This window comes from Pedobacter sp. BMA, assembly GCF_001027745.1.
Taxonomy (GTDB): Bacteria; Bacteroidota; Bacteroidia; order Sphingobacteriales; family Sphingobacteriaceae; genus Pedobacter.
The window spans coordinates 243248-263207 of record NZ_LECU01000003.1 but is presented as its reverse complement, the minus strand read 5'-3'; the positions used below and the strand labels follow the sequence as shown (position 1 = coordinate 263207).

19 protein-coding genes are annotated in these 19960 nt (G+C 34.0%); all 19 read right to left on the bottom strand.

The features are described 5' to 3' along the window. Positions 1–10 precede the first annotated feature (10 nt). The 19 genes from AB669_RS05535 to AB669_RS05445 all read right to left on the bottom strand — a co-directional run bounded on the left by AB669_RS05535 (position 11) and on the right by AB669_RS05445 (position 19955). Complete coding sequence (locus AB669_RS05535) at positions 11–1153, bottom strand: glycosyltransferase (RefSeq protein WP_047798296.1); 1143 nt, start codon at positions 1151–1153, stop codon at positions 11–13. Positions 1154–1161: 8 nt separating this feature from the next. Further along, entirely contained in the window at positions 1162–2103 is a 942-nt protein-coding gene (locus AB669_RS21445) for a glycosyltransferase family 2 protein (protein ID WP_053058278.1), read from the bottom strand. Next, a complete protein-coding gene (locus AB669_RS05525) occupies positions 2100–3077 on the bottom strand; it encodes a hypothetical protein (RefSeq protein WP_047798295.1) in 978 nt (325 codons plus the stop codon). The genes AB669_RS21445 and AB669_RS05525 overlap by 4 nt, the downstream gene beginning before the upstream one ends. Continuing rightward, positions 3064–4056, bottom strand: coding sequence for a glycosyltransferase family 2 protein (locus AB669_RS05520; RefSeq protein ID WP_047798294.1), 993 nt, complete (start codon positions 4054–4056; stop codon positions 3064–3066). The genes AB669_RS05525 and AB669_RS05520 overlap by 14 nt, the downstream gene beginning before the upstream one ends. Beyond that, positions 4053–4961 carry a glycosyltransferase family 2 protein gene (locus AB669_RS05515; protein WP_047798293.1) on the bottom strand — a complete coding sequence of 303 codons (909 nt, stop codon included), beginning with the start codon at positions 4959–4961 and terminating at the stop codon, positions 4053–4055. Before AB669_RS05515 ends, AB669_RS05520 begins: the two co-directional genes overlap by 4 nt. Next, positions 4958–5620, bottom strand: a complete 663-nt coding sequence (locus AB669_RS22315; protein ID WP_197082359.1) for a hypothetical protein — start codon at positions 5618–5620, stop codon at positions 4958–4960. Before AB669_RS22315 ends, AB669_RS05515 begins: the two co-directional genes overlap by 4 nt. A gap of 492 nt (positions 5621–6112) precedes the next feature. Then, the gene (locus tag AB669_RS05505) at positions 6113–7366 is read right to left on the bottom strand and encodes a glycosyltransferase family 4 protein (RefSeq protein WP_047798291.1); all 1254 of its coding nucleotides are present in this window, start codon (positions 7364–7366) and stop codon (positions 6113–6115) included. Continuing rightward, entirely contained in the window at positions 7359–8144 is a 786-nt protein-coding gene (locus AB669_RS05500; protein ID WP_047798290.1) for a DUF5672 family protein, read from the bottom strand. Before AB669_RS05500 ends, AB669_RS05505 begins: the two co-directional genes overlap by 8 nt. After that, positions 8141–8956: a hypothetical protein gene (locus AB669_RS05495; protein WP_156166686.1), complete on the bottom strand. Its 816-nt coding sequence runs from the start codon at positions 8954–8956 to the stop codon at positions 8141–8143. The genes AB669_RS05500 and AB669_RS05495 overlap by 4 nt, the downstream gene beginning before the upstream one ends. Positions 8957–9095: 139 nt before the next feature. Further along, a complete protein-coding gene (locus AB669_RS05490) occupies positions 9096–10526 on the bottom strand; it encodes an MBOAT family protein (protein ID WP_047798288.1) in 1431 nt (476 codons plus the stop codon). Beyond that, entirely contained in the window at positions 10526–11455 is a 930-nt protein-coding gene (locus AB669_RS05485; protein WP_156166685.1) for a hypothetical protein, read from the bottom strand. Before AB669_RS05485 ends, AB669_RS05490 begins: the two co-directional genes overlap by 1 nt. A gap of 259 nt (positions 11456–11714) precedes the next feature. Further along, positions 11715–12866: a glycosyltransferase family 4 protein gene (locus tag AB669_RS05480; protein WP_047798286.1), complete on the bottom strand. Its 1152-nt coding sequence runs from the start codon at positions 12864–12866 to the stop codon at positions 11715–11717. Beyond that, positions 12866–13870, bottom strand: coding sequence for a DUF563 domain-containing protein (locus AB669_RS05475; protein WP_047798285.1), 1005 nt, complete (start codon positions 13868–13870; stop codon positions 12866–12868). The genes AB669_RS05480 and AB669_RS05475 overlap by 1 nt, the downstream gene beginning before the upstream one ends. Positions 13871–14232: 362 nt before the next feature. Further along, positions 14233–15069: a glycosyltransferase family A protein gene (locus tag AB669_RS05470; protein WP_047798284.1), complete on the bottom strand. Its 837-nt coding sequence runs from the start codon at positions 15067–15069 to the stop codon at positions 14233–14235. After that, entirely contained in the window at positions 15059–16117 is a 1059-nt protein-coding gene (locus AB669_RS21440; RefSeq protein WP_053058277.1) for a glycosyltransferase family A protein, read from the bottom strand. Before AB669_RS21440 ends, AB669_RS05470 begins: the two co-directional genes overlap by 11 nt. After that, entirely contained in the window at positions 16102–16968 is an 867-nt protein-coding gene (locus AB669_RS05460; protein ID WP_047798283.1) for an alpha-1,2-fucosyltransferase, read from the bottom strand. Before AB669_RS05460 ends, AB669_RS21440 begins: the two co-directional genes overlap by 16 nt. Then, complete coding sequence (locus AB669_RS05455) at positions 16949–17620, bottom strand: CatB-related O-acetyltransferase (RefSeq protein ID WP_053058276.1); 672 nt, start codon at positions 17618–17620, stop codon at positions 16949–16951. Before AB669_RS05455 ends, AB669_RS05460 begins: the two co-directional genes overlap by 20 nt. Further along, positions 17611–18852 carry an ABC transporter ATP-binding protein gene (locus AB669_RS05450; protein WP_047798282.1) on the bottom strand — a complete coding sequence of 414 codons (1242 nt, stop codon included), beginning with the start codon at positions 18850–18852 and terminating at the stop codon, positions 17611–17613. Before AB669_RS05450 ends, AB669_RS05455 begins: the two co-directional genes overlap by 10 nt. Next, positions 18852–19955 (bottom strand): acyltransferase, encoded by a 1104-nt coding sequence (locus AB669_RS05445; RefSeq protein ID WP_047798281.1) that lies wholly within the window; start codon positions 19953–19955, stop codon positions 18852–18854. The genes AB669_RS05450 and AB669_RS05445 overlap by 1 nt, the downstream gene beginning before the upstream one ends. Positions 19956–19960 lie beyond the last annotated feature (5 nt).

Here is a 19960-nt window from a genome sequence, read left to right as displayed (position 1 = left end):
AGTTTCCAGTTTAAAGTGATGATTTGATTTTTAATATGGAAGAAGGAATTGAGAGCGTATTTAATGCTTTTTGCTGGGCATTCATTCTCAGGTTTTTGCGCTTGCCAGGCTCCTGTTGTAAATGTTTAAGCTTTTCTATTAATTCTTCCTGATTGCTAAAAACTTCAATTTCCTTTCCAATCTCATACATGCTTTCCAGTCCTGGTGTAAATTCTGTAAGATAACAGGCACCAAGCATTGGTGCTTCAATATCACGCAACCTCGAGTAGGTATTTGGTTTGTGTATTGGGTAATTATAACCCGGATAACGGTTAATACCCAGAACAATCCGGCTCTCCCTTGTAATTCGGATATAATTTTCGAAATCAGGTTTAGGTTTGACCAACTCTTTTAATTCAAGGCTTAAATTTTCTTGTTTGCCTGAGTATAAGATTTTGTTTTTAAAAGCATAAATGCCGTTTTTACGAATAAAATCTTTCTGGTTAATTAGCTTTTCATAAAGGGATTGTTTTTGAAAACAATGTGTTGATGATTCTTTATCTTCCCATCCGGTTCCGTAAATATCAATTTCAATATTTGAATTTAACTTTACAAATCTTTCAAAGAACAACTGTCTCTGAACATCTTTCGAGCCTATAAAAGCAATGTTAGTTGATTCATGTTCAGGTACTGATCTGTATTTATAATCTACCCACATTGGCATAGGCAAATGGATGTATCTGAAACCTTGCTTTTTATACATTTGCTGCGCCTGATATTCTGGTACCCAGCTTAAATCAAAGACACCAAATTCATTGGGAATCTGCCTGAATTCCCTGATATGATCACAAAAAAAATTAACACAGGGGATTCCCATTTTTTTAATTTCTTTTATAGAATCTGCATCAATCTGAGCGGGATAAAGGTAACTCAAAAATAAATCCACCCTGTTTTTCTTCAAATAACTTATTGTTTTCTTCCAGGTGTCTTCTTTCCATCTTTGAAAGCTTTCTTTCGATTGCGGTACTAGTCCAAAAGCCCAGTCAACCGCCGGTGCTTCCACCCAGCTATTCCCGCTTTCTTCAATACCATTTTTAATGTAATATTCCCAAAAGCTATATGCAGGAATGGGGTGATCGGGCTTGCCTTGCAAAAATGAGAGAAAGATTTTCAAATGTTTATTTATTGATCTTGTTTTGCAAATACTACTCTTCTTCTGAGTGTTAGAATGTATGAGGTATTTCTAAATCCTAAAATTTTGTACAGAATTTTTTTCAAGCCTTCACTCTTAATTTTAAACTGTGGTTTTAAGGTTTTTATCCATTCAAACGTTTCAGTTGCATCCTGAATACTGAATTTGGCAATCCACTCTGTTAATGGCCACAAAATATTTATAGAGGCATCTAATCTGCGTTCTGTCAGTTCGCCCTTTTTATTTAAAATACCCAGAATATCTTTATAGATATTTAAGTGCTGAAAATTTTGAACTGCCTGTTTTAAATTGGTATTGAACTGTAGTCTGCTGTTATTATGATGTCTGTGCCTGAGTGCAAATCCCTGATGTATCTGGTATTTTGGTAGTTTTAAAGCAACTTCTAAAATAAATCTTCTGTCATCACGATAAGCAAAATCGGGCCGGTGCGGAACATCTTCAATAAAACTTTTCCGGAAAAGGTATGCCGAATAATGAGAACTATCACATTCGCCAAGTTGCTGTGCAATAAAATCATCACAAAAAAACCAGGGGTGTTCCCTGATAACCTTGTCCGATACATCAATAACCAAATGGCCGCTTACTACAACATCTGCTGTTGTTTGTTCGGCAATTTGAAATTGTTCTTCATTTGCACCTTTACTAAGGATGTCGTCTGAGTCTAAGAATCTGATATATTTTCCATTAGCTATTTTAAAACCCGCATTAACCGCCCAGCACTTGCCCAGATTATTTTGCCTGATAGAAATAATGTTTTTTTGCTGTTCCAGCCATTCCCATGTTCCGTCTGTACTACCATCGTCAATAACAACGATCTCAATATTTAACAGTTTGGACGTACAACTTTTAATAGTTTCCGGCAAACTCCATAGCCTGTTATACGACGGAATGATTATACTAATATCTATCATGAAACCCGGTTAGATATTTTAATCTTTCTTGTGCCAAATGCTTTGCGAAAAACCGGGCGGAGTACATTTTTCATTCCAATCTTCAACCTTCCGGCCCAATTTATTGTTATTAATCCTTTCATATTGGTTAAAACTGATAGTTTGTTGTTAACCATTTTTGAGAGTTTGTAAGCCTCATATTTATATTGATAATCATCTGTATAATAGCCAACGAAATGAACAACGAGGGGCTTAACAATATGAAACGGATACCACGACTGATGTAATTTATGGGGGGCTTTGGGGTTGATCAGTAAAGAAGTACCCTTTGTTACATTGATTTTGTAATATCCCGGACAAGCCTGGGGATCGCTTAGTATTGTTCCGTCATCTATTATTGGCGATTGTCCGTTTAGCTGCATTGAAAGACTCATCAATACCTCGTCATTGGGACTGTTTCTAAGTCTTTTAAAACCAATCTGGTCATAAGTACGTTCCAGTTCTCTGGCTTTCGAGTAAACCTGTTCAGCAACAGAACCTTTTTCTAAATAATATATTCCACCATTAAACTTTGGAAGATGTGGTATTTCAAACTGACTGCATATATCTGCTATATTACCAAACCATTCTCCAGATTTAATGTAATTACCGATAACAGAAACCTGATGCCCGCTGAATTTATCAAATACCCGGTTCAGGCTCCCAAATATTAAACAGTCGCTATCTATAAAAAGTGTTTGCCCTTCGGGGGCTAACTTATCTAAATGTAACTTGGTAGAGAAACCTGTTCCGAGCTCATTTTCTTTAATGGCTATAACATTCACATATCGTTTAATATCGGCAGGAAGGTGTTCTCCCATGTCTGTAACCAGATAAAATCCGATATCATTATCTCTGTTCCAAATATAAAACGATCTGGCTAAATTAATCGCAAGCTCAAGATACACTCTTTTATTTGTGGCAATGGTTATTACGTTTCTTTTAGCTTGTGCCATTTATAATTTTAAGTCTTATAAAACTAACTAATCTGGCTGCTTTCCACCCAAGTAACTTACTGATCATTTTACTGTTAGTACCACCACTATAACCAAATTTTTTATTGCTTAATGTTCTGCTTTTCTTTATCGCTTTAGCTGAAAGCGTTTTATCAAGAGGGTATGAACTGAGTGCTAGTTCCCAGTAAAATCTTGAGAATATTATATCGATAATGCCAGGAGAAACAAATTTATTCAAATGGTCATATTTTAGTCCGATAGAATGATATATACTCCCGAAAGCGCTATGGTTTGTAGCATTTGATAGTGATACTAAATTTTTGTGTTTCCTGTAATAGTTTATACCCTTATCTGCAAATTTAATACCCGAAGAGTTAACTAAAACCCTGCAAAAAAACTCTCCGTCATCATCAGTAGTCAGCTTTTCATTCCATAAACCAGCTTTATGAATTAATGTTAGGGGTACTAACCATGCATTGGGTTGTATCATTCCACCAAAACCAGGCAAAATATCTGATCCTGAATATAGTTTGATTAGGAAATCAATTGGATCAGCAATGTCTTTACTATACCATTCATTTTGTGGAAGGTATTGAAAAGGATCTGTTCCATCATCAAAATGTACAGTATGGCATAGTGAAAGGTGTTCTTCAGAAGTACTCAGAGATTTAACCTGAGTAGCTATTTTTTCTGTCCCCAGTATATCATCTGCATCTAGAAACTGGATATATTTTCCCCTAGCTGCTTCCAAACCCTTGTTTCTTGCGGCAGAGGCACCTTTGTTTTTCTGGCTGATTACTGTAATCCGTTCATCATTAAATGAATTTACGATATTTAAGCTGTTATCTGTTGATCCGTCGTCAACCACAATTATTTCTTTATTTTCCCATGTTTGATTTATGGCAGAATAAATACAATCCTTTACAAAATCTTCTGCATTATAAAGTGGAATAATAATAGATACGAGTGGTTCTGTCATACTAAATTTAAATCTACCCTGCGGCGATAGAGCCACAAATAAAATCTTACGCCAAAAAATGAAGTTAATATTTCAGAAAACTTTGAATCAGGAATAACATGCAGACCTAAACTGAACGATAGTTTTCGTGCCTGCAGGCTTAATGTTTTATGATTTTCGCGGTAAAAATAATTAGATAAACGTGCTGCCTGTAAGGCAAAAACAGGATGATATTGAGGATGCATTCTTTTAGCATAGGCATCAATACATTTCAGTTTATCAGCCAGACATTGTGTCCAGTTTTGATGTGAAAACGATGTGCTGTGCTCTAATTTAGTAACCAGGAAGTGATCTACGTTTTTGATCCGGTAATTATTTTCGGCCAAACGAATATGTAAATCGGGATCTTCGTTGCCTTTTAAATCTTCCCAAAATCCGCCAATTTTATTTAAAGCTTTTTTACTGTATAAACCCATACTTGCAAAGCCTACATGATTTAAGAAATAAGCTAACTGATCATTTGCTTCAGCAAGATTTTGATATGTGATGTTCCCAAGATTTTTGGAACGGTCTTTTCTGTCAAGTACGTAAGCATTAGAAATAAGCTGAACGGATTCATCTTCAAGGTGATTACGCATGATTTCAACAAATTTCTCATCAATCAGGTCATCTGAATCGTGGAAATGGAAAAAATCACTTGTGCTGGCTTCAATCATCCGGTTTCGTGCGTATGCTGGTCCACGGTTATTTTTGCCGGAGATAACTTTAGCTCCCAGTGATTTCGCTATTTCAATGGTATTATCACTGCTTCCATCATCATAACAGATAATTTCATCAAAGGGAACACTTTGCTTTCTGATGCCTGTAAAAAGTTCAGGCAGATATTCAGCAGAATTATAGCATGGAATTAGAATGGCAATTTTCATTTGTACTTAATCGAATTACTCAACTTTCTGTGTATCTCATCAGGATTAAAATCAGTATCCGCGTATTTTTGAGCCTGTAACTGACAATTATTCCAAAAATCGCGGTTATTTAATTTTGCAATAGTAGCTGCTATATTTGCCGGTTCTCCGGTATTTTCGTAGGTAAGCCATTTATTTTCTACAGCCCATTTACCTATACTGCTCTCTGGTGGAGCAATAATAATAACAGGTAGTCCAAGCTTGCAATATTCAACAAATTTACTCGGAAAACTGGTAAACATTCTGAATTCCTTATCTGGTTTAAATGAATAAAATACCAGTAAAACATCTATACTAAGTGAAAGATAATTTAACAGTTCTGTAACTGTGTCAAACCGTTCAATAACCTTAACGTTGTTTCCAAATGAGTAAATATGTGCTGAAAGTTTTTCGGGCAGGTTAGTAATTAACTGAAGATGTGCATTCACTGTTTTAGCCGCCTTAACAATATTTTCAATGATCTCAAGATGGAGATCATCAAAAATTAATCCCGAATTACCTATTTGTAATTCAGTAAAATTCACATCTTCAAACTTTTTTGCACCGAAACTCCCTGATTCCGGAATAGGATATAAAAGCTCGCCCGCTCCTGCACCATACTTTTCTAGGAGTAGAGCCATAGGTTTACTAACAGGGAAAAAACAGGTTGTGGTCTTAATAATGCAATGCAGTTGATGATCTGATAAAAGCCTGTATTTTTTGAAATAATTAAAAACCGAATCATCGTGAAATATCATGTAAAGATTAAGGCCTTTTTTTTTTGATATTTTATACGCCAATAAGTTTGAATACTCCCCAAATAATGATAAAACTGCAGCTGGCTCATTTGATTGAATCTCCTTGCGTAAAGCCCTGTACATCATATTAATTCTGAGCTGCGTAAGCCACGGAGTTAATTTGCGCAGGGGAGGGTGCCACCACTTTTTTGGTATGTTGATTTCTTCAAATCCAAAATCATTTTTAAATCTTCCGGTGTTGATAATAATAACTTTAACACCTTCTTCCCTAAATCTTATAAAATGCCGGAGCAGAACCTGTTCACCTGCTCCCAACCCACCTTTATCTTTTTTGAGATTAAGATTATTTCCTATAAAGTATATTTTCTTCAAGTGCTAAGAATATGGAGCTTCGGTTGCTTTAGTTAAATAAGAGTCGAGTTTAGTGATAATGTTCTGCCAGATAAATTCTCTTTCTGCATATGAAGAAGACTTTCTGCTCAGTTTTTCCAAAATGGACTCATTATCGATAATTTTATTTATAACCGATATTGTTTTACTGTCATTATCAATTGGAATATTAAAGCCGTGTTGGCCAAAATCTGTTAATGTATTAAAGGCATATATTTTATCGCTTAATACTGGTACAAGGCCAAAGAATATTGCTTCAACGCCTGCATTAGGGAAACCTTCATGTTGTGAGGGCATCAACAATATTTTAGACCGATTGTAAAGTTTATATAATTCAGTTGGCTCAGTAAGATTACCTATAAATATAATTTTCTCTTTCAAATAGGGATTCTTCTCAAAGAAAAAGATTATTTCTTTCTTGAAATTTTCCTCAACAGGACCAGCCAGAATTATTTTCCAGTATTTTAAATTCATTTGTGGAGCTATTCTTAATATAAGCTCTGTGTTTTTTTGCTGGCTTCCAACTCTACCTACAAAAAGAATAATATTTTCCTTTTCATTGTATTCGAGCTTTTTTATAAGAAACCTGATTTTTAAATGATCTACTCCGTTAGGAATCTGAACTGTTTTATTCGCAAGTTTTGGAAATCGGGATTGAAAATATTTCAAACTGTATTCCGATTCAGCAGATAATAAATCTATCGTTTTATAAAATACAGGCATTAGAAACACAGAATAAAGGAATTTTTTAATAGAACCCAAAAAACTATTGGTGTTAAAAAAGCTTGTTTGGCTCTTATAAAAATCAACATCGATGTCTAATTTTATATATACTTTTCCTTTTGGGTTTTTAAGTTTATACAATAATGTATAAAAGATATTTTCTGCTGAAAAATGAAATAGATTTAAAATGTCAATTTTTTTTGATTCTGATAGCAGATAATTTACAATCGACTTCTCATAAAACTTACCTCTACCCAAATCAGGCATAAAATGAAGTTTTAATCCATTTACTTCAGACTTTAGGTATGGATAATCGTTATTAATAACATTTTCATCTTTTGGCGGATGCTTAACAGGCCCTTTTGATCTTCCTCCACTTAGTGTAAAGTAATAACTAACCAAGGTAGCATCGTAACCCAGCGTCCTGTAAGCATGATAGGGTATTTGGCCTGTATCTTTCCTCAATTCCAGGTTTTCAATATGAGAAACTATAGTAACAAATCTCTTCTTATTCAATTGAATATCCTTCCGCTTCTATATGTGTTTTCCAAAATTCCGGGCTGTATCGCATAAACGCATGGCATCCGAAGGGAAGTTCTTCTCCGATTGCCATGAAAGTTTTTTCAGGATCTAGTTCTATTGAAAATCTGGCCGCTTCAATTTCCGGAGGTAGTTTAAATATTGGGAACAGAACATTTCCCCAGTACTGGAAAAAATTATCTTCCATGAGTGTTGTCCATGATCGGGCACTTCTGTTACAAATAGTTAACAGCCTTAGCGTACTGTTAATATTTCTTAACGATAATCCTCCATTGCCTAAATGCCGGTACCTGTAGAAAGGAATATTCCACGAATGCAAATAATCTAATAACCGCCTGTATTTGGTTAATACCTTAATGGGGTAGGTGTTTAAATCTACATAAAGGTAGGGTGCACCTATGTAATCATAACCCTTATTGCACCAGTAGGTCAGCTCATCCTTAAAAACAAATGCATCCAGCTGATAAGTCAGGATATATTTAAAATCTATAAACCTTTTATAAAATGATTTGCTCAACATCAGCTTATTGTACCCAGCTATATCCGCAAAATATTCGTCATTAAAACGCTCTGTTACAAAAGGTATCTTTTCCTCACAAAATTTTTCATAATTTTTTGTATCTAATGAATTAGGAGCAAAAAAGATTATTGGGTAATTACCTAGTTTTTTGATCACCTGAGACAGAGATATCTGTTCTATAGGATCGATCTGAATTTTATAGATCGGAATAGTTACTGCAACCAGATTCTTCAATTTTTTTGTTTTATTTCTTTACGTAACAGTGAAATCAATACCTCGGTTCTTTTTGTTCTTCCCATGCTATCAAGATGATTGACAGTGTCGAAAAATAAACTGTCAGGAAAAACAGATTCGTAAAAAGATCCCAAAATCTTCACTTTCAGATTTTTTCTTAAGTATTTCTGATAACTCATGAATAGGCTTTTGTTTTTCTTAAACTCAGAGATTGGATAAGGAGGATTTATGTAGTAAACTTTAGCTAACTTTTCATCAGCCAGCTTTTTAAAATTGTTTAATAGTGAGATTTCTCTTTCATAATGAGTGGTAAAGCCACCTCTGTCATTAAGCTGTTTAGGTTTTATATTATTTAAATGGCTGATGAGATCTCCATATTGATTAAAACCTTTGCTGAAGTAAACACTGGTAGAGTCTGAAATAGTTTGATTTTTATTTAGAACAAAGTTTATTTTTTTTCCATTTAAAACAGTGCTCTGTATGCTTAAAACTGATTCAAGTATGCCAGCCTTAAATAATTTATAATACTGCAATGGTGTTCTTATGCCATTAATTGCAGATGGTTCATAGAACAATGTTTTAAATATGGCCTGATAGTTAGGTGCAGATGGAAATTCAGACACAATTACAATGTCGCCGGGGGCTAAATGTTTCCTTATCTGATTGATATCAAATTCTAATCCGAAAGCAGCACCTATAGCCATATTTACCACAGGCATTTTTAACGAATCCCCAATTTTTTTTGAATCTACACCGAAAGCAAGATTAGATCCGCCAATCAGAATTACTTTTGGAGAGCTTATTGAAGTCAAACGGTTAGTTTTCTGTCTGATTGAGAGGAAATAATCGTTTTCAATTGGGATTATCGGGTTGTAATAAAAAATTGATAAACAGCTAACAAATAATAAAATTGATAGAAGTAAAGAATGCTTTATTAAATTATACACTAAGTTAAAATTGAAAATAAATAAAGCTATTGTCCGACTTATAGAACCCAAAAATAACTATACTTATTATAATCAAATAACAGCAAAAGAACTTTATAATTACTGATGATTGATTAAACAGGGTTAATATTTTTGTCTGATTAAGTTCAAAAATAAACAATAAGCATATACTAAAAACAGCTATCAGAAAATGCTTGTTCATACCCTTAAACTCGGTTTGGAATTCCATGATAGTATGCTCCAGTCTCCAGTTTCTAAAAATATTTGAAATGATGTATATTGAATCTTTTAGTGTCGCAGATCTAAAAAATATCCAGCAAAATGAAGTAATGCAAAAAGTGATGCATATTTTTAAATACTGAAATTTCATTGTCCGAATCGCAGGAAATGCTCCATTAATAAGGTGGTTAATACTTACTATAATTCCATGTAAAGTGCCCCAGATAATAAAATTCCAACTTGCACCATGCCATAACCCGCTTAGTGTGAAAACAACCAGTGTATTTCTGCTGGTTACATATCTATTTTTTTTCCCTCCTCCCAAAGGAATATAAACATAGTCTCTGAACCATGTGGATAAAGAGATATGCCATTTCCTCCAAAAATCTATTACAGACATTGATAAATATGGACGATCGAAATTGCGAACAAGCCTGAAGCCAAGTATGGATGCTGTTCCTATAGCAATATCAGAGTAGCCCGAAAAATCACAGTAAATTTGAATACTAAAAAATAATGTCCCTGTAATGATAAGGGGTGCATGAAAATGGTCGGGATAATCATAAATTTTATCCACAAAAAATGCCAGTCTGTCTGCTATTACAATTTTTTTGAAAAGTCCCCATATTATTAACATAATTCCTCTTTTTATTAATAAGATATTGGGTCTGTGTTCCTCCTTAAATTGATAGAGAATATTTTGAGGTCGCTCAATCGGGCCTGCTACTAACTGTGGAAAAAACATTACATATAAAGCATATGTAATTAAATTTCTTTCAGCAATCTGATTTTTTCTACTTACTTCAATAATGTAACTAATGGCTTGAAAGGTATGAAAGGATAATCCAATTGGTAAAGCTATTTTTAGAAATGGAAGAGGATTATTAAACCCGAAATTTGATAAAATGAATGTAAAGTTCTCATTAATAAAGTTATAGTATTTGAATATTAATAAAACCGATAAGTTAGAAAATATACTTACTATTAACAGTAGATTTTTTTTGTGCCTGCTTGATGTTTGCTCTATTTTTTTAGCCAAAAAGAAATCCAGTATTATTGTTGCTGCAAGTATTAATATATATTCTGGTTTAAAGAACATATAAAAGAAACAACTTCCTGATAAAAGAAAGAAATTTCTAAATGTGAAAGGAAGATAGAAGTAAACTAATATTACAACGACAAAAAAAACAAGAAAATCAATCGAGGTAAATAACATTAAATTATTTGTAAAGGATTTTCAGCTTCGGCATAAGCATCCGGACGGGTTAGTGATTTAAGAAATGAATTATGGATTTTTTCCGGATTAAATTCATTTTGAGATAGAGCTATTGTCAGATTTGAATAGTATCTCCAAAAATAATTTAACTTTAATAATTTTAAAGATTCAGCTAAATCTGGTAAATCAGATTGGGTAAACAATAATGGCCATTCTTTTTTTTGCATAAACTTGTAAAATGAACTTTCCTGCGGGGCTATGCAAATAATGGGTAAGCCTGTATGAACAAATTCGACAAATCTACTTGGAAAACTATCAATTGCATAGGGGTTTTCTTCTAATGTTAGTCCATAGTAAAGGACTAAAGCACTACAGTTATTTACTGCATAATCCAGCGCCATACTACTCGTATCAAAAAAATCTATCCGCTTGAAATTATTGTAATTCAGAAAGGGATTTAATATAGGATGATCATAATAAATAACAGATAATTGGTCACTATCGTCAAATACATTGTTCAATAGATGATCGAAAATATATGGAGTATGATAATTAACCGTTCCTACATGCAGACAGTTTACAGACAATTTCATTTCTTCCCTCCATAAAGCTTTACCTGCGTGTCCGCATGGAACTGGTAGAAGTACTTGTGTTTTTTTTAAGAAAGAGGTGTCAAAGTAGCTAACAAGATCAGCTGTTACGGGTAGAATTTTTTCAGCACTATTTAATACCCGGGTGGCATATTTTTTTATGGGCTTTTTATCTTTTTCAACACTGTTTAGCCAGTTGTCGTGTATAAAAACGATAAAACTTAAATTTAACTTTTTGGCGTAATTAGCAGCGGTAATGCTAAACACACTGCTCAAAACCCCTATAACAGCAACCGGACTGACGCCTTTTAAAAGTTTATTAATTTCGTTGGCCCACAAAATATTTCTATACCATACAAGTGCAGATAATGACCATGAAAACGGAGGCCAGTAGCGTTTTCTCAGTGGAAATGTGTGCACGAAAAAATTCTCGGGATAATGGTCAGTAATCTCCTGATTAAAAGCATACTCAGGGATTACAATATGAATATCCCAATCTTTTAGTGCTAAAAAATGCCTCAGGAAGACAACACGCCCCGAAATACCCTCTGCGGGTAATGAATCGTGAATAAATACAAGACTTTTTTTCATTAAGAATTTAATGCTTTAGGCATTTTTTTAATTCTTGGGTAACCGCTTGTCCTGCCACCTTCCAGTTTAACCGTTTATGGTAAGCCTCAAGTGCTCCCTCGCTTAATTCCATGTATTGGTCTAAATGAGTATGGAGTGTGATAATATATTCTGCATAATCATCAGCGGGTGCATGGGTTTCAAAAAGCTGGCCGTTTATTCCGCTTTTAATAATTGTAGGAATTCCCCCTGTTTTCGTTCCTAATACCGGCAAACCGTAGGCATTGGCTTCTGCATAAACCAAACCGTAACATTCTGCTTTAGAGGGCAAAATCAGAAAATGAGAATTTCTGAGTAAATTTTGAAAAGCTTCATTTTGTACCTCATCTTCTTTATTTAAAAAACCTGGCTGATTAACAAAATCAGGCTTGTCTGCTGCAGAAAAAGGTGTACATCCTACTATAGTTAACGTAGCCTCAATATTTAAATCATTTAATTTTTTTGTAACTTCCAAAGCTAAGGGACCTCCCTTTCGTTCCCAGTAAACCCCGACAAACAGGAGGTTAATCTCTTGTAATGTTTTTCTGCTAATGATTTTTTTAATTTCATCATATTCCGGAGCAAAAGTTATATTGGCACCGAAAGGCACTACTTTTATTTTATCGCTATCTATATTATAATGCTTTTGAGCTGTTTTGGCTGCCCATTCCGATGAAAAAAATATTCTTGCTGCATTATCATATGCCTTTTGTTCGAGTGCATTCGCCCTGCTAATGGTTTCAGGATGTAATAAGCTAAAGTCGCTATAATAATCAAGCATTCCTGCAAAACAGGCATCAACCCAAAAAGCCTTTGGTATATCTGCCGAACATGCAGCTATAATCTCTGATGAATTGCTGAACAGAAATTCAGGCGTGTTAACCTTGTCCAGTTGCTTATTAATCTGAGATGTATATTGCTTATTTATGGCAGGGTAGCGTTGTGGCTGAATAAATTTGCCGGTAAACTTAGGATAGAGCTTTTGTTTTAGCCAGAATACAAAATTAGATCGGATATCAAATTCGTGAATATAAATTAACTCGTTTCCCGCATCTTTTAAAGAACAGCCTATAAAATGTGTTGTGCCCGACCAGCCGCTTAAAGAATGAGGATTATCATTTGTGATGTATGCAATTCTCATTAACTTATAAAATTAAGCAGAGTATCTTCAAATAAAGCCGGGTCAACCTTTACATCAGCGTAATGTGCATAAGTCATATTATCATCAGCCGGTTTACATGATAAATAATAATATGAGTGATTTAAGGCAGAGGCCATAATAAAATAACAATTCAGGTCTGTTTCCTTTTCAATTCTCAGTTCCAAAACTTTGCCCTTTTCATGCATAAACAACATATTTGTTAAACCCGCACCATGTATTCCTATTAGGTATTTACAGTGATACATTATTTCGAGCTGTTCTAAAAATGAATGATCCTCAAAGCAGATAATTTTAAAGCCATTTGCTTCTAAACATGTAAATAGCTCGTTTTCATTTTGGACCTTTCGCTTATTGGCTTTTTCTCTTGAAACATAAATTTTTTGGTAATGCAAGCTGTCCTTTATCTTTTCTCTTAGTTTTTTAGAAAGAGAGCGAATGATTTCGGGATTGAAATATCCGGTAGGGGCAGTATAAGATGGTATTACTATTTTCCCCGAAAATATAATTTCATTAAGTTTAATGTATCTTATATCCTCAAATCCCAATAACGCCAAAGTATCCGAAATATATAAATGTCTGAAGCTTTCGGGTATAATCACTGTACTGGATTTAACGTCTAGGGTATCCAATATTTTGATTAAACGTGGCAGGGAGTCGCAGCACCAGTGGAAGTAATTTTCAGACCAATCGTTAAAAGCAACGATTTTAGTATTCGAACCTAAATCTATTTTAAACTTTTTGTTTAGCAGTTCTTTTAGTATAAAATTAGTATTAGGCTTCTGTCTTCCTTCAATTAGTAAAACACTTTCATCAATTGATCTTAAACCTAAATTAAAAACATTGCCATTTGGGTGAATAAAACCGGCAATTAGTTTGCTGATTTTAAACGGAGATATTTTATAATTTAGATACTGCTTAAATAAATAAGAGTCATCAGCTTTTAAATTTAAAGGGATATTTACTTTTATTTCTGATTTACTCATTAAGTTTTAAAATGTAATTATATCAGTTTAGTCTAGTTTCTTGAGGCGCTAATTCTCTTATTAAATTTATTAATTAATAATTGCCCAAGTTTGATTCCCTTTAATTCTATAAATGTCTAGGTTAGATAACCCAAAAAACTACATATGATTAGCGTGAGGAGAAATCTGATAATACAATCAACTACAACTATTCCTGTGTAATATTGTAAAGAATATTGCTTAAATGCATTTAAGATGTACCAGTGTAATGAATAAATGCTAAAGCTCAATTTTCCAAGATTTCCAGTCAATGTATTAACCAGAATAATGAATCGGAATTTCGAGGTAAAAAAAGAAAATAATGTTAGAAATATCTTTTTGCATTAATTCCTGAATTTAAGAAGAATTATTTTTTTCAAAATTCTTCTAAATGGGTTTATCAGTAAATGCCCAAACTTATAATCAAGTGACATTTTGTACATTGATTTTAAATTACTGTTTTCTTCGAGGATACTGATGGGGCTTTTGAAATATTTGGTGTAGGTATCTATATGTTTTAAATAGATAAATAACTTGATTTTTTCAATCATTTCCGGCGTGATTCTGTTTTTCGACTGCGCCTTAATCCGGTAAAAGAAATATAGTTTCTGGATCTGAAATACTTTAGAATCTTCATTTAACAATCTGATCCAGAATTCCCAATCCTCCAGTCCATCTTTCATGCTTTCATCATATCCTGAAGTTTTATCGAAGTCTTCCCTTTTAAAAAGGGCAGTAGAAAAAATAAGGTTACCAACAAGCAATTTCTGATAGGCGTATTTTCCAAGATTCCATTGGTAATTTTCCAGCCCGAATTTTTCTACTAGTGAGTAAACAAGGCTAATCTCCGGGTTTGATTCAATGGTTCTGATACTTACCTCAATATAATCTTCATGAATATAATCATCGCCGTCAAGTGGCAAAATATATTTTCCTGACGATTGTTTTATGCCAAAATTACGTGCCGACGAAACGCCACCATTTTTTTTTTCAAAATACCTGAAGCGGTTATCACGATTAACCCATTTATTAGCTAGCTCATCCGTCTCATCATTGGATCCGTCGTTCACTATAATACATTCCCATTCTGCATAGCTTTGATTAATCACCGAATTTAGGCAGTCATCAAGGTATTGCGACTGATTATAACAAGCTACGATAATACTAACTTTAACCTGCATATCTTTTTGGAAAGCGGATTTTAAAAATGTAATTCAATGCGAGCTTAACAAGGGGAAAAAAACCTAGTACCTGAACGTTTTTCTTTCTGAAAAAGATTTTAGCTGTCTGTATATTCTTTGCAAGGCTTTCTTTTAACAGCATATTTAAAAAATACTGCTGTTTTTTTTGAACATAGTTTCTGAATAGTTCAGGATTGAAAGTTTGCTGATTCCGGTTACTGATTTCGATTTTTTTTAACAATAAAATCCTGCTAAAGATATTATCGTTAAAATCTGTTGTATTATTCGATATACTCCCCGGATGGTAGAAATGGTAATCGGGAGCAAGGGATTTATCAGCCGAATAAAGGAGATTAGTTCTGACTATATTGGTAATAATCTGCTGACTGGACGAGGCCACTTTTGAAACCTGCTGTTCATGTTTCCTGTATCTTAACAAAACGTGAGGCAGATTGGCAAGTTTGCCAGTTTCGGCCACGCGAACCCAAAGGTCATAATCCTCAGCATTTTGCATCGAACTGTTATACTTTAAGTTATTGGTCTTAAAAAAATCTGCCCTCAGCATGGCAGTTGGGTGTCCGATCACACAATAATCCAGTAAACCAATTTTTATCTGGTCGTGATCAACAGGTAGCTCAACAACGACGTTTTCTTCCATTATTTCGAACCAGGTGCCGCAAATGGCGATATCAGGATGCGCCTCCATAAATTCGTATTGCAAAGCAAGCCTTTCGGGATGTGCAATATCATCTGCATCCATTCTTGCAACATATCTGCCGCCTGCAACTTCAAGACCGTAATTTAAATTATATACAATACCTTTATTTGCATCATTCCTGATCAGTTTAATTCTGGAATCGTCAAACGAATTTATAATTTGAAGTGTTCCGTCTGTTGACCCGTCCTCGAGAATTAAAAATTCAAAATTACCATAGGTTTGGGCCAATATGCTTTTGATAGCTACAGCTATATATTGTTCTGCATTGTAAACAGGCATAACAACAGATATCATCCGTTTGGTGGTGTTATCCTTTAGATTTTTATCCAATTTTCAGGAATAATTTTCTGTACACTATTTAATGCCTCGTCTTTGAACCATTGTTTAGGTGCAATAATTTTCTTTTCAGGGTTTTTATTCAGCCATGCACCCCACCAGCTGAAAGTGCTGTTGGCAATAATATTGTGTTTGCAAGCGGTCATTAGCCTTAAATCTTCGTACATAGAGTTGCCAGAAACGAAATGTATTTGCTGATCAGGTAAAATTATATTTTTCACACACCATTCAGGGTCATCTGAGAAGATAAAGTAAACCGGATTTTCCATACTAAGATTCATTTTTTCAATAGCACCTTTATAATAATCCCAGGGCAAAATACCATGTACTTCATTAACAGATGGTTTCAGATAATCTCCCCGCCGTACATGGATGCTGATTGAGTTAGTCGAAGCAATGGAATCTCCAATAGTATCTGCTGATGTTTTTTCAAGATCATTTAAGTCAAAATCATTTACCAATATTGAACGTATAGATTCGAAATAAGCAGGATCCTGAAAATATCCATCCATATAAATTAACCTGGCAGAATTAAGGTCTTTTTTGGAAATAGCATTTCTTAAGGTTATCAGCTTACCAGGTTTTATTTTAGACAAGATTTGTATTAATTTATGTCCCACAGCAGGATATGTGAGTAATCCTGATAAAAAACTATTGGTCTTTAGACTTTTGAATACACTCAACTCATAGCCGCGTGCCGTAAACTCATTACCCGAATGCTTATTCGCATTCAGAAAAGAAAGGTCTATAATTATATTTTTAGGGGTTGTAATTGAACGCGCTGCCGCATACTGAAACATTTGATTACCTAAACCTCCGGAGAGTTTAAGAATTATCTTCGGCATTATATTTTTTCTTAAATAGCTTAATCTGATGAAAATCTTTATAGTTTAATTTTAACCATTCTTCATCTTTGTTCCACCATTCAAGCTTTTGTAGAAATTTAATTTCATCGCCATCGAATCTGAATCTGGTATGTTTTGCAGGCGAACCAAAAACAATAGAATATGGTTGAACATCTTTTGTTACAATACTGCCTGCACCAATTATAGCACCATCACCTATGATAACATCATCAAAAACCACCACGTTAGCACCAATCCAAACATCATTACCGATTGTTGTTTTACCCATTTCCCGAAAGTAGTTACTATCAGAGAATGTTGTGCCACATTGTTTCGATAATGAATAAAAAACGGGGCTTGTTGAAACAAATGTTTTAGAAGGATGCATACCTCCGCCAATTAATACATTCTGTGCAATTGAACAAAATTTTCCTAATTCTGTATTCATGATTGAAACACCTTGAGACAGATATGTATAACTTCCTATTTTTGAATTATAGAGATAACAGTTTTTTCCTATACTAACGTGCTCGCCAAATGTAGTATTATCAATTGTAGCATTCGGCCCCAGTCTTAATGTATTTTTTTTTTCTGTTTCAGAAGGAGAGCTAAAAAAAATACTGAGCATTTTTTTTAGGAATTTTATTGCCATATAGCAGGTGAATTTAGAAAACCTAAATCAGCGGAATTATAAATAGAATGTTCTCCTCCGGTATCTTCAATCTGAAAAGAAATACGGTTTGGAATCTGATCGATAAATTGAATATTTGGAATATGTAAAACAGGTTCCAAAAAATAATTTCCTGGTAAAAGTATCGTTTTAGGTATAATTAGAGTTAGCTGATTATTTTCTTCTCGAAGATTAAAATGAGAAGTAAATAATGCATTTTCATTTGTATCTCTTATAATTATACTGAAAGTAAGATCTGGAATACGATTAGCGTATTGAAACTCAGTTGTTATTTTGATGTCTTCACTAAAAAGAAATACATTCTTCTGTTCATTCTGATGGTTTAAAATTAAAACCGATAATATTTGAGTAGCAATATTTTTTGGTTCCTTTATAAAGGATTCGACGTGACTATTGTGGGCCAGGTATTTTTTTATAGCGTAATTTGTATTTCCTATAAAATCAACAACCCCACTTTTTAATATTATAGAATTGTTGCATAATTGAGCAATACTTCCCATATTATGGCTCACAAACAAAACTGTTCTGCCTTCTCCTTTACTAACATCGCTCATTTTACCCAGACATTTTTTCTGAAATTCGGCATCACCAACTGCGAGTACCTCATCTACAATTAAAATCTCACTTTCTAAATGGGCAGCTACTGCGAAAGCCAAGCGTACATACATGCCAGACGAGTAACGTTTAACCGGTGTATCCAGATAACGTTCAATACCGGCAAAATCTACAATTTCATCCAGTTTACGCTGTATTTCTTTTTTGCGCATACCCAGGATGGAGCCATTTAAGAAAATATTTTCCCGTCCCGAAAGTTCAGGGTGAAAACCTGTTCCTACCTCTAACAAACTGGCTATTCTGCCCTTGCCCGATATTTTGCCGGTAGTTGGCGCGGTTACTTTACTGAGTATCTTTAAGAGGGTGCTTTTACCAGCACCGTTTCTTCCTATAATACCAACTGCATCGCCCTGTTCTATTTCAAAATTAATATCCCTTAAACTCCATACTACATTACTTTCACTCTTAATATGCTGATCGTTACTTTCACCGATGCGCAAAAAAGGATCTTCCTTCCCACGTACCCGTGCATACCAGCGCTCCAGATCGCGACTGATTGTGCCCGTACCGATTTGCCCAAGCTGGTAAGCTTTGCTAAGGTTTTCTACCTTAATTGCTATGTTATTCTTCTGAATCATTAAATGATTAATTTGTTCAGGATTTTAGCGATATTTTTCTCGATATAGCTGAAATATAAAATACTGATGAATATTAAAAAACCTGCAGTCAAGATAGGAAACAATACCTCAAATGGATGGATGAATCCCCCCAACCGGTTAATCATGAGAACACCTATAGGTTCGTGAATCAGATACAGAAAATATGAACAGATTCCAATCTTCACTATTTTTTGATTTTCCAGCAGAGCGATCATTTTTGGATAATATATGAATAAAGCAAATAACAACAACATCAGGGCCATAGCGATTCTGCCAGCTGTATTTTCTATTAAATAAAGTTCAAAAGTAACCATAGTAATCAAAACAGAAATAATGGGCGCAGATATCGCTTTATTTAATTTTTTATCTTTAAACAGAAAGCAAAAATAAGTTCCAATAGCAAAGTAAGGAAGGTTGCTGGCTAGATTGAAATGATAAATAATAATGACCCTTGCTACCTCGAATGCCTTTCTAAAGCCAGCATGTAATATCAACTCGGGGTTGATCTGACTTAAAGATATATATATTATAACTGCGAGGGTAGACAGGACAGAAAAATTGAAAAGAAACTTAGGTTTATTAAAATAATAAATTAAACTGGAGAATACATAAAACTGAACCTCTGGCCAAAGACTCCAATAAGAACCATTTAAGTATTGTGTGAAATGTTCAAAACCCAGTAACTTGAGAAGCACATTAAATGTTAAAGGATTGATAAAAGTGAGGCTGGTAAAGAAATTTTTAAGTTCATGGCCCTCCGGAAACAATAGGTTATTGTCAAAGATATTTAAAATTGTTAAAATGATAACTGATGCAATTAGCATTGAAGGAAACAAACGAATGAATCTTTTTTTCCAGAATGTAATAAAGGTTTGGGTATTGCTTAAGGTATAATAGATTACAAACCCGCTGATTATGAAAAAGAACTGAACACCATACCTTCCAAAAGAAAAATAATTGAAATTATTTTTATAAGGATAGTAGTTAAACCACTGTGAGTAAAAATGAAAGAGTATAACTATTAAAATTGCGATGGCTCTGAACCCATCAAGTATAGCTATCCTGTCTTTTTCTTTATTCATATTTC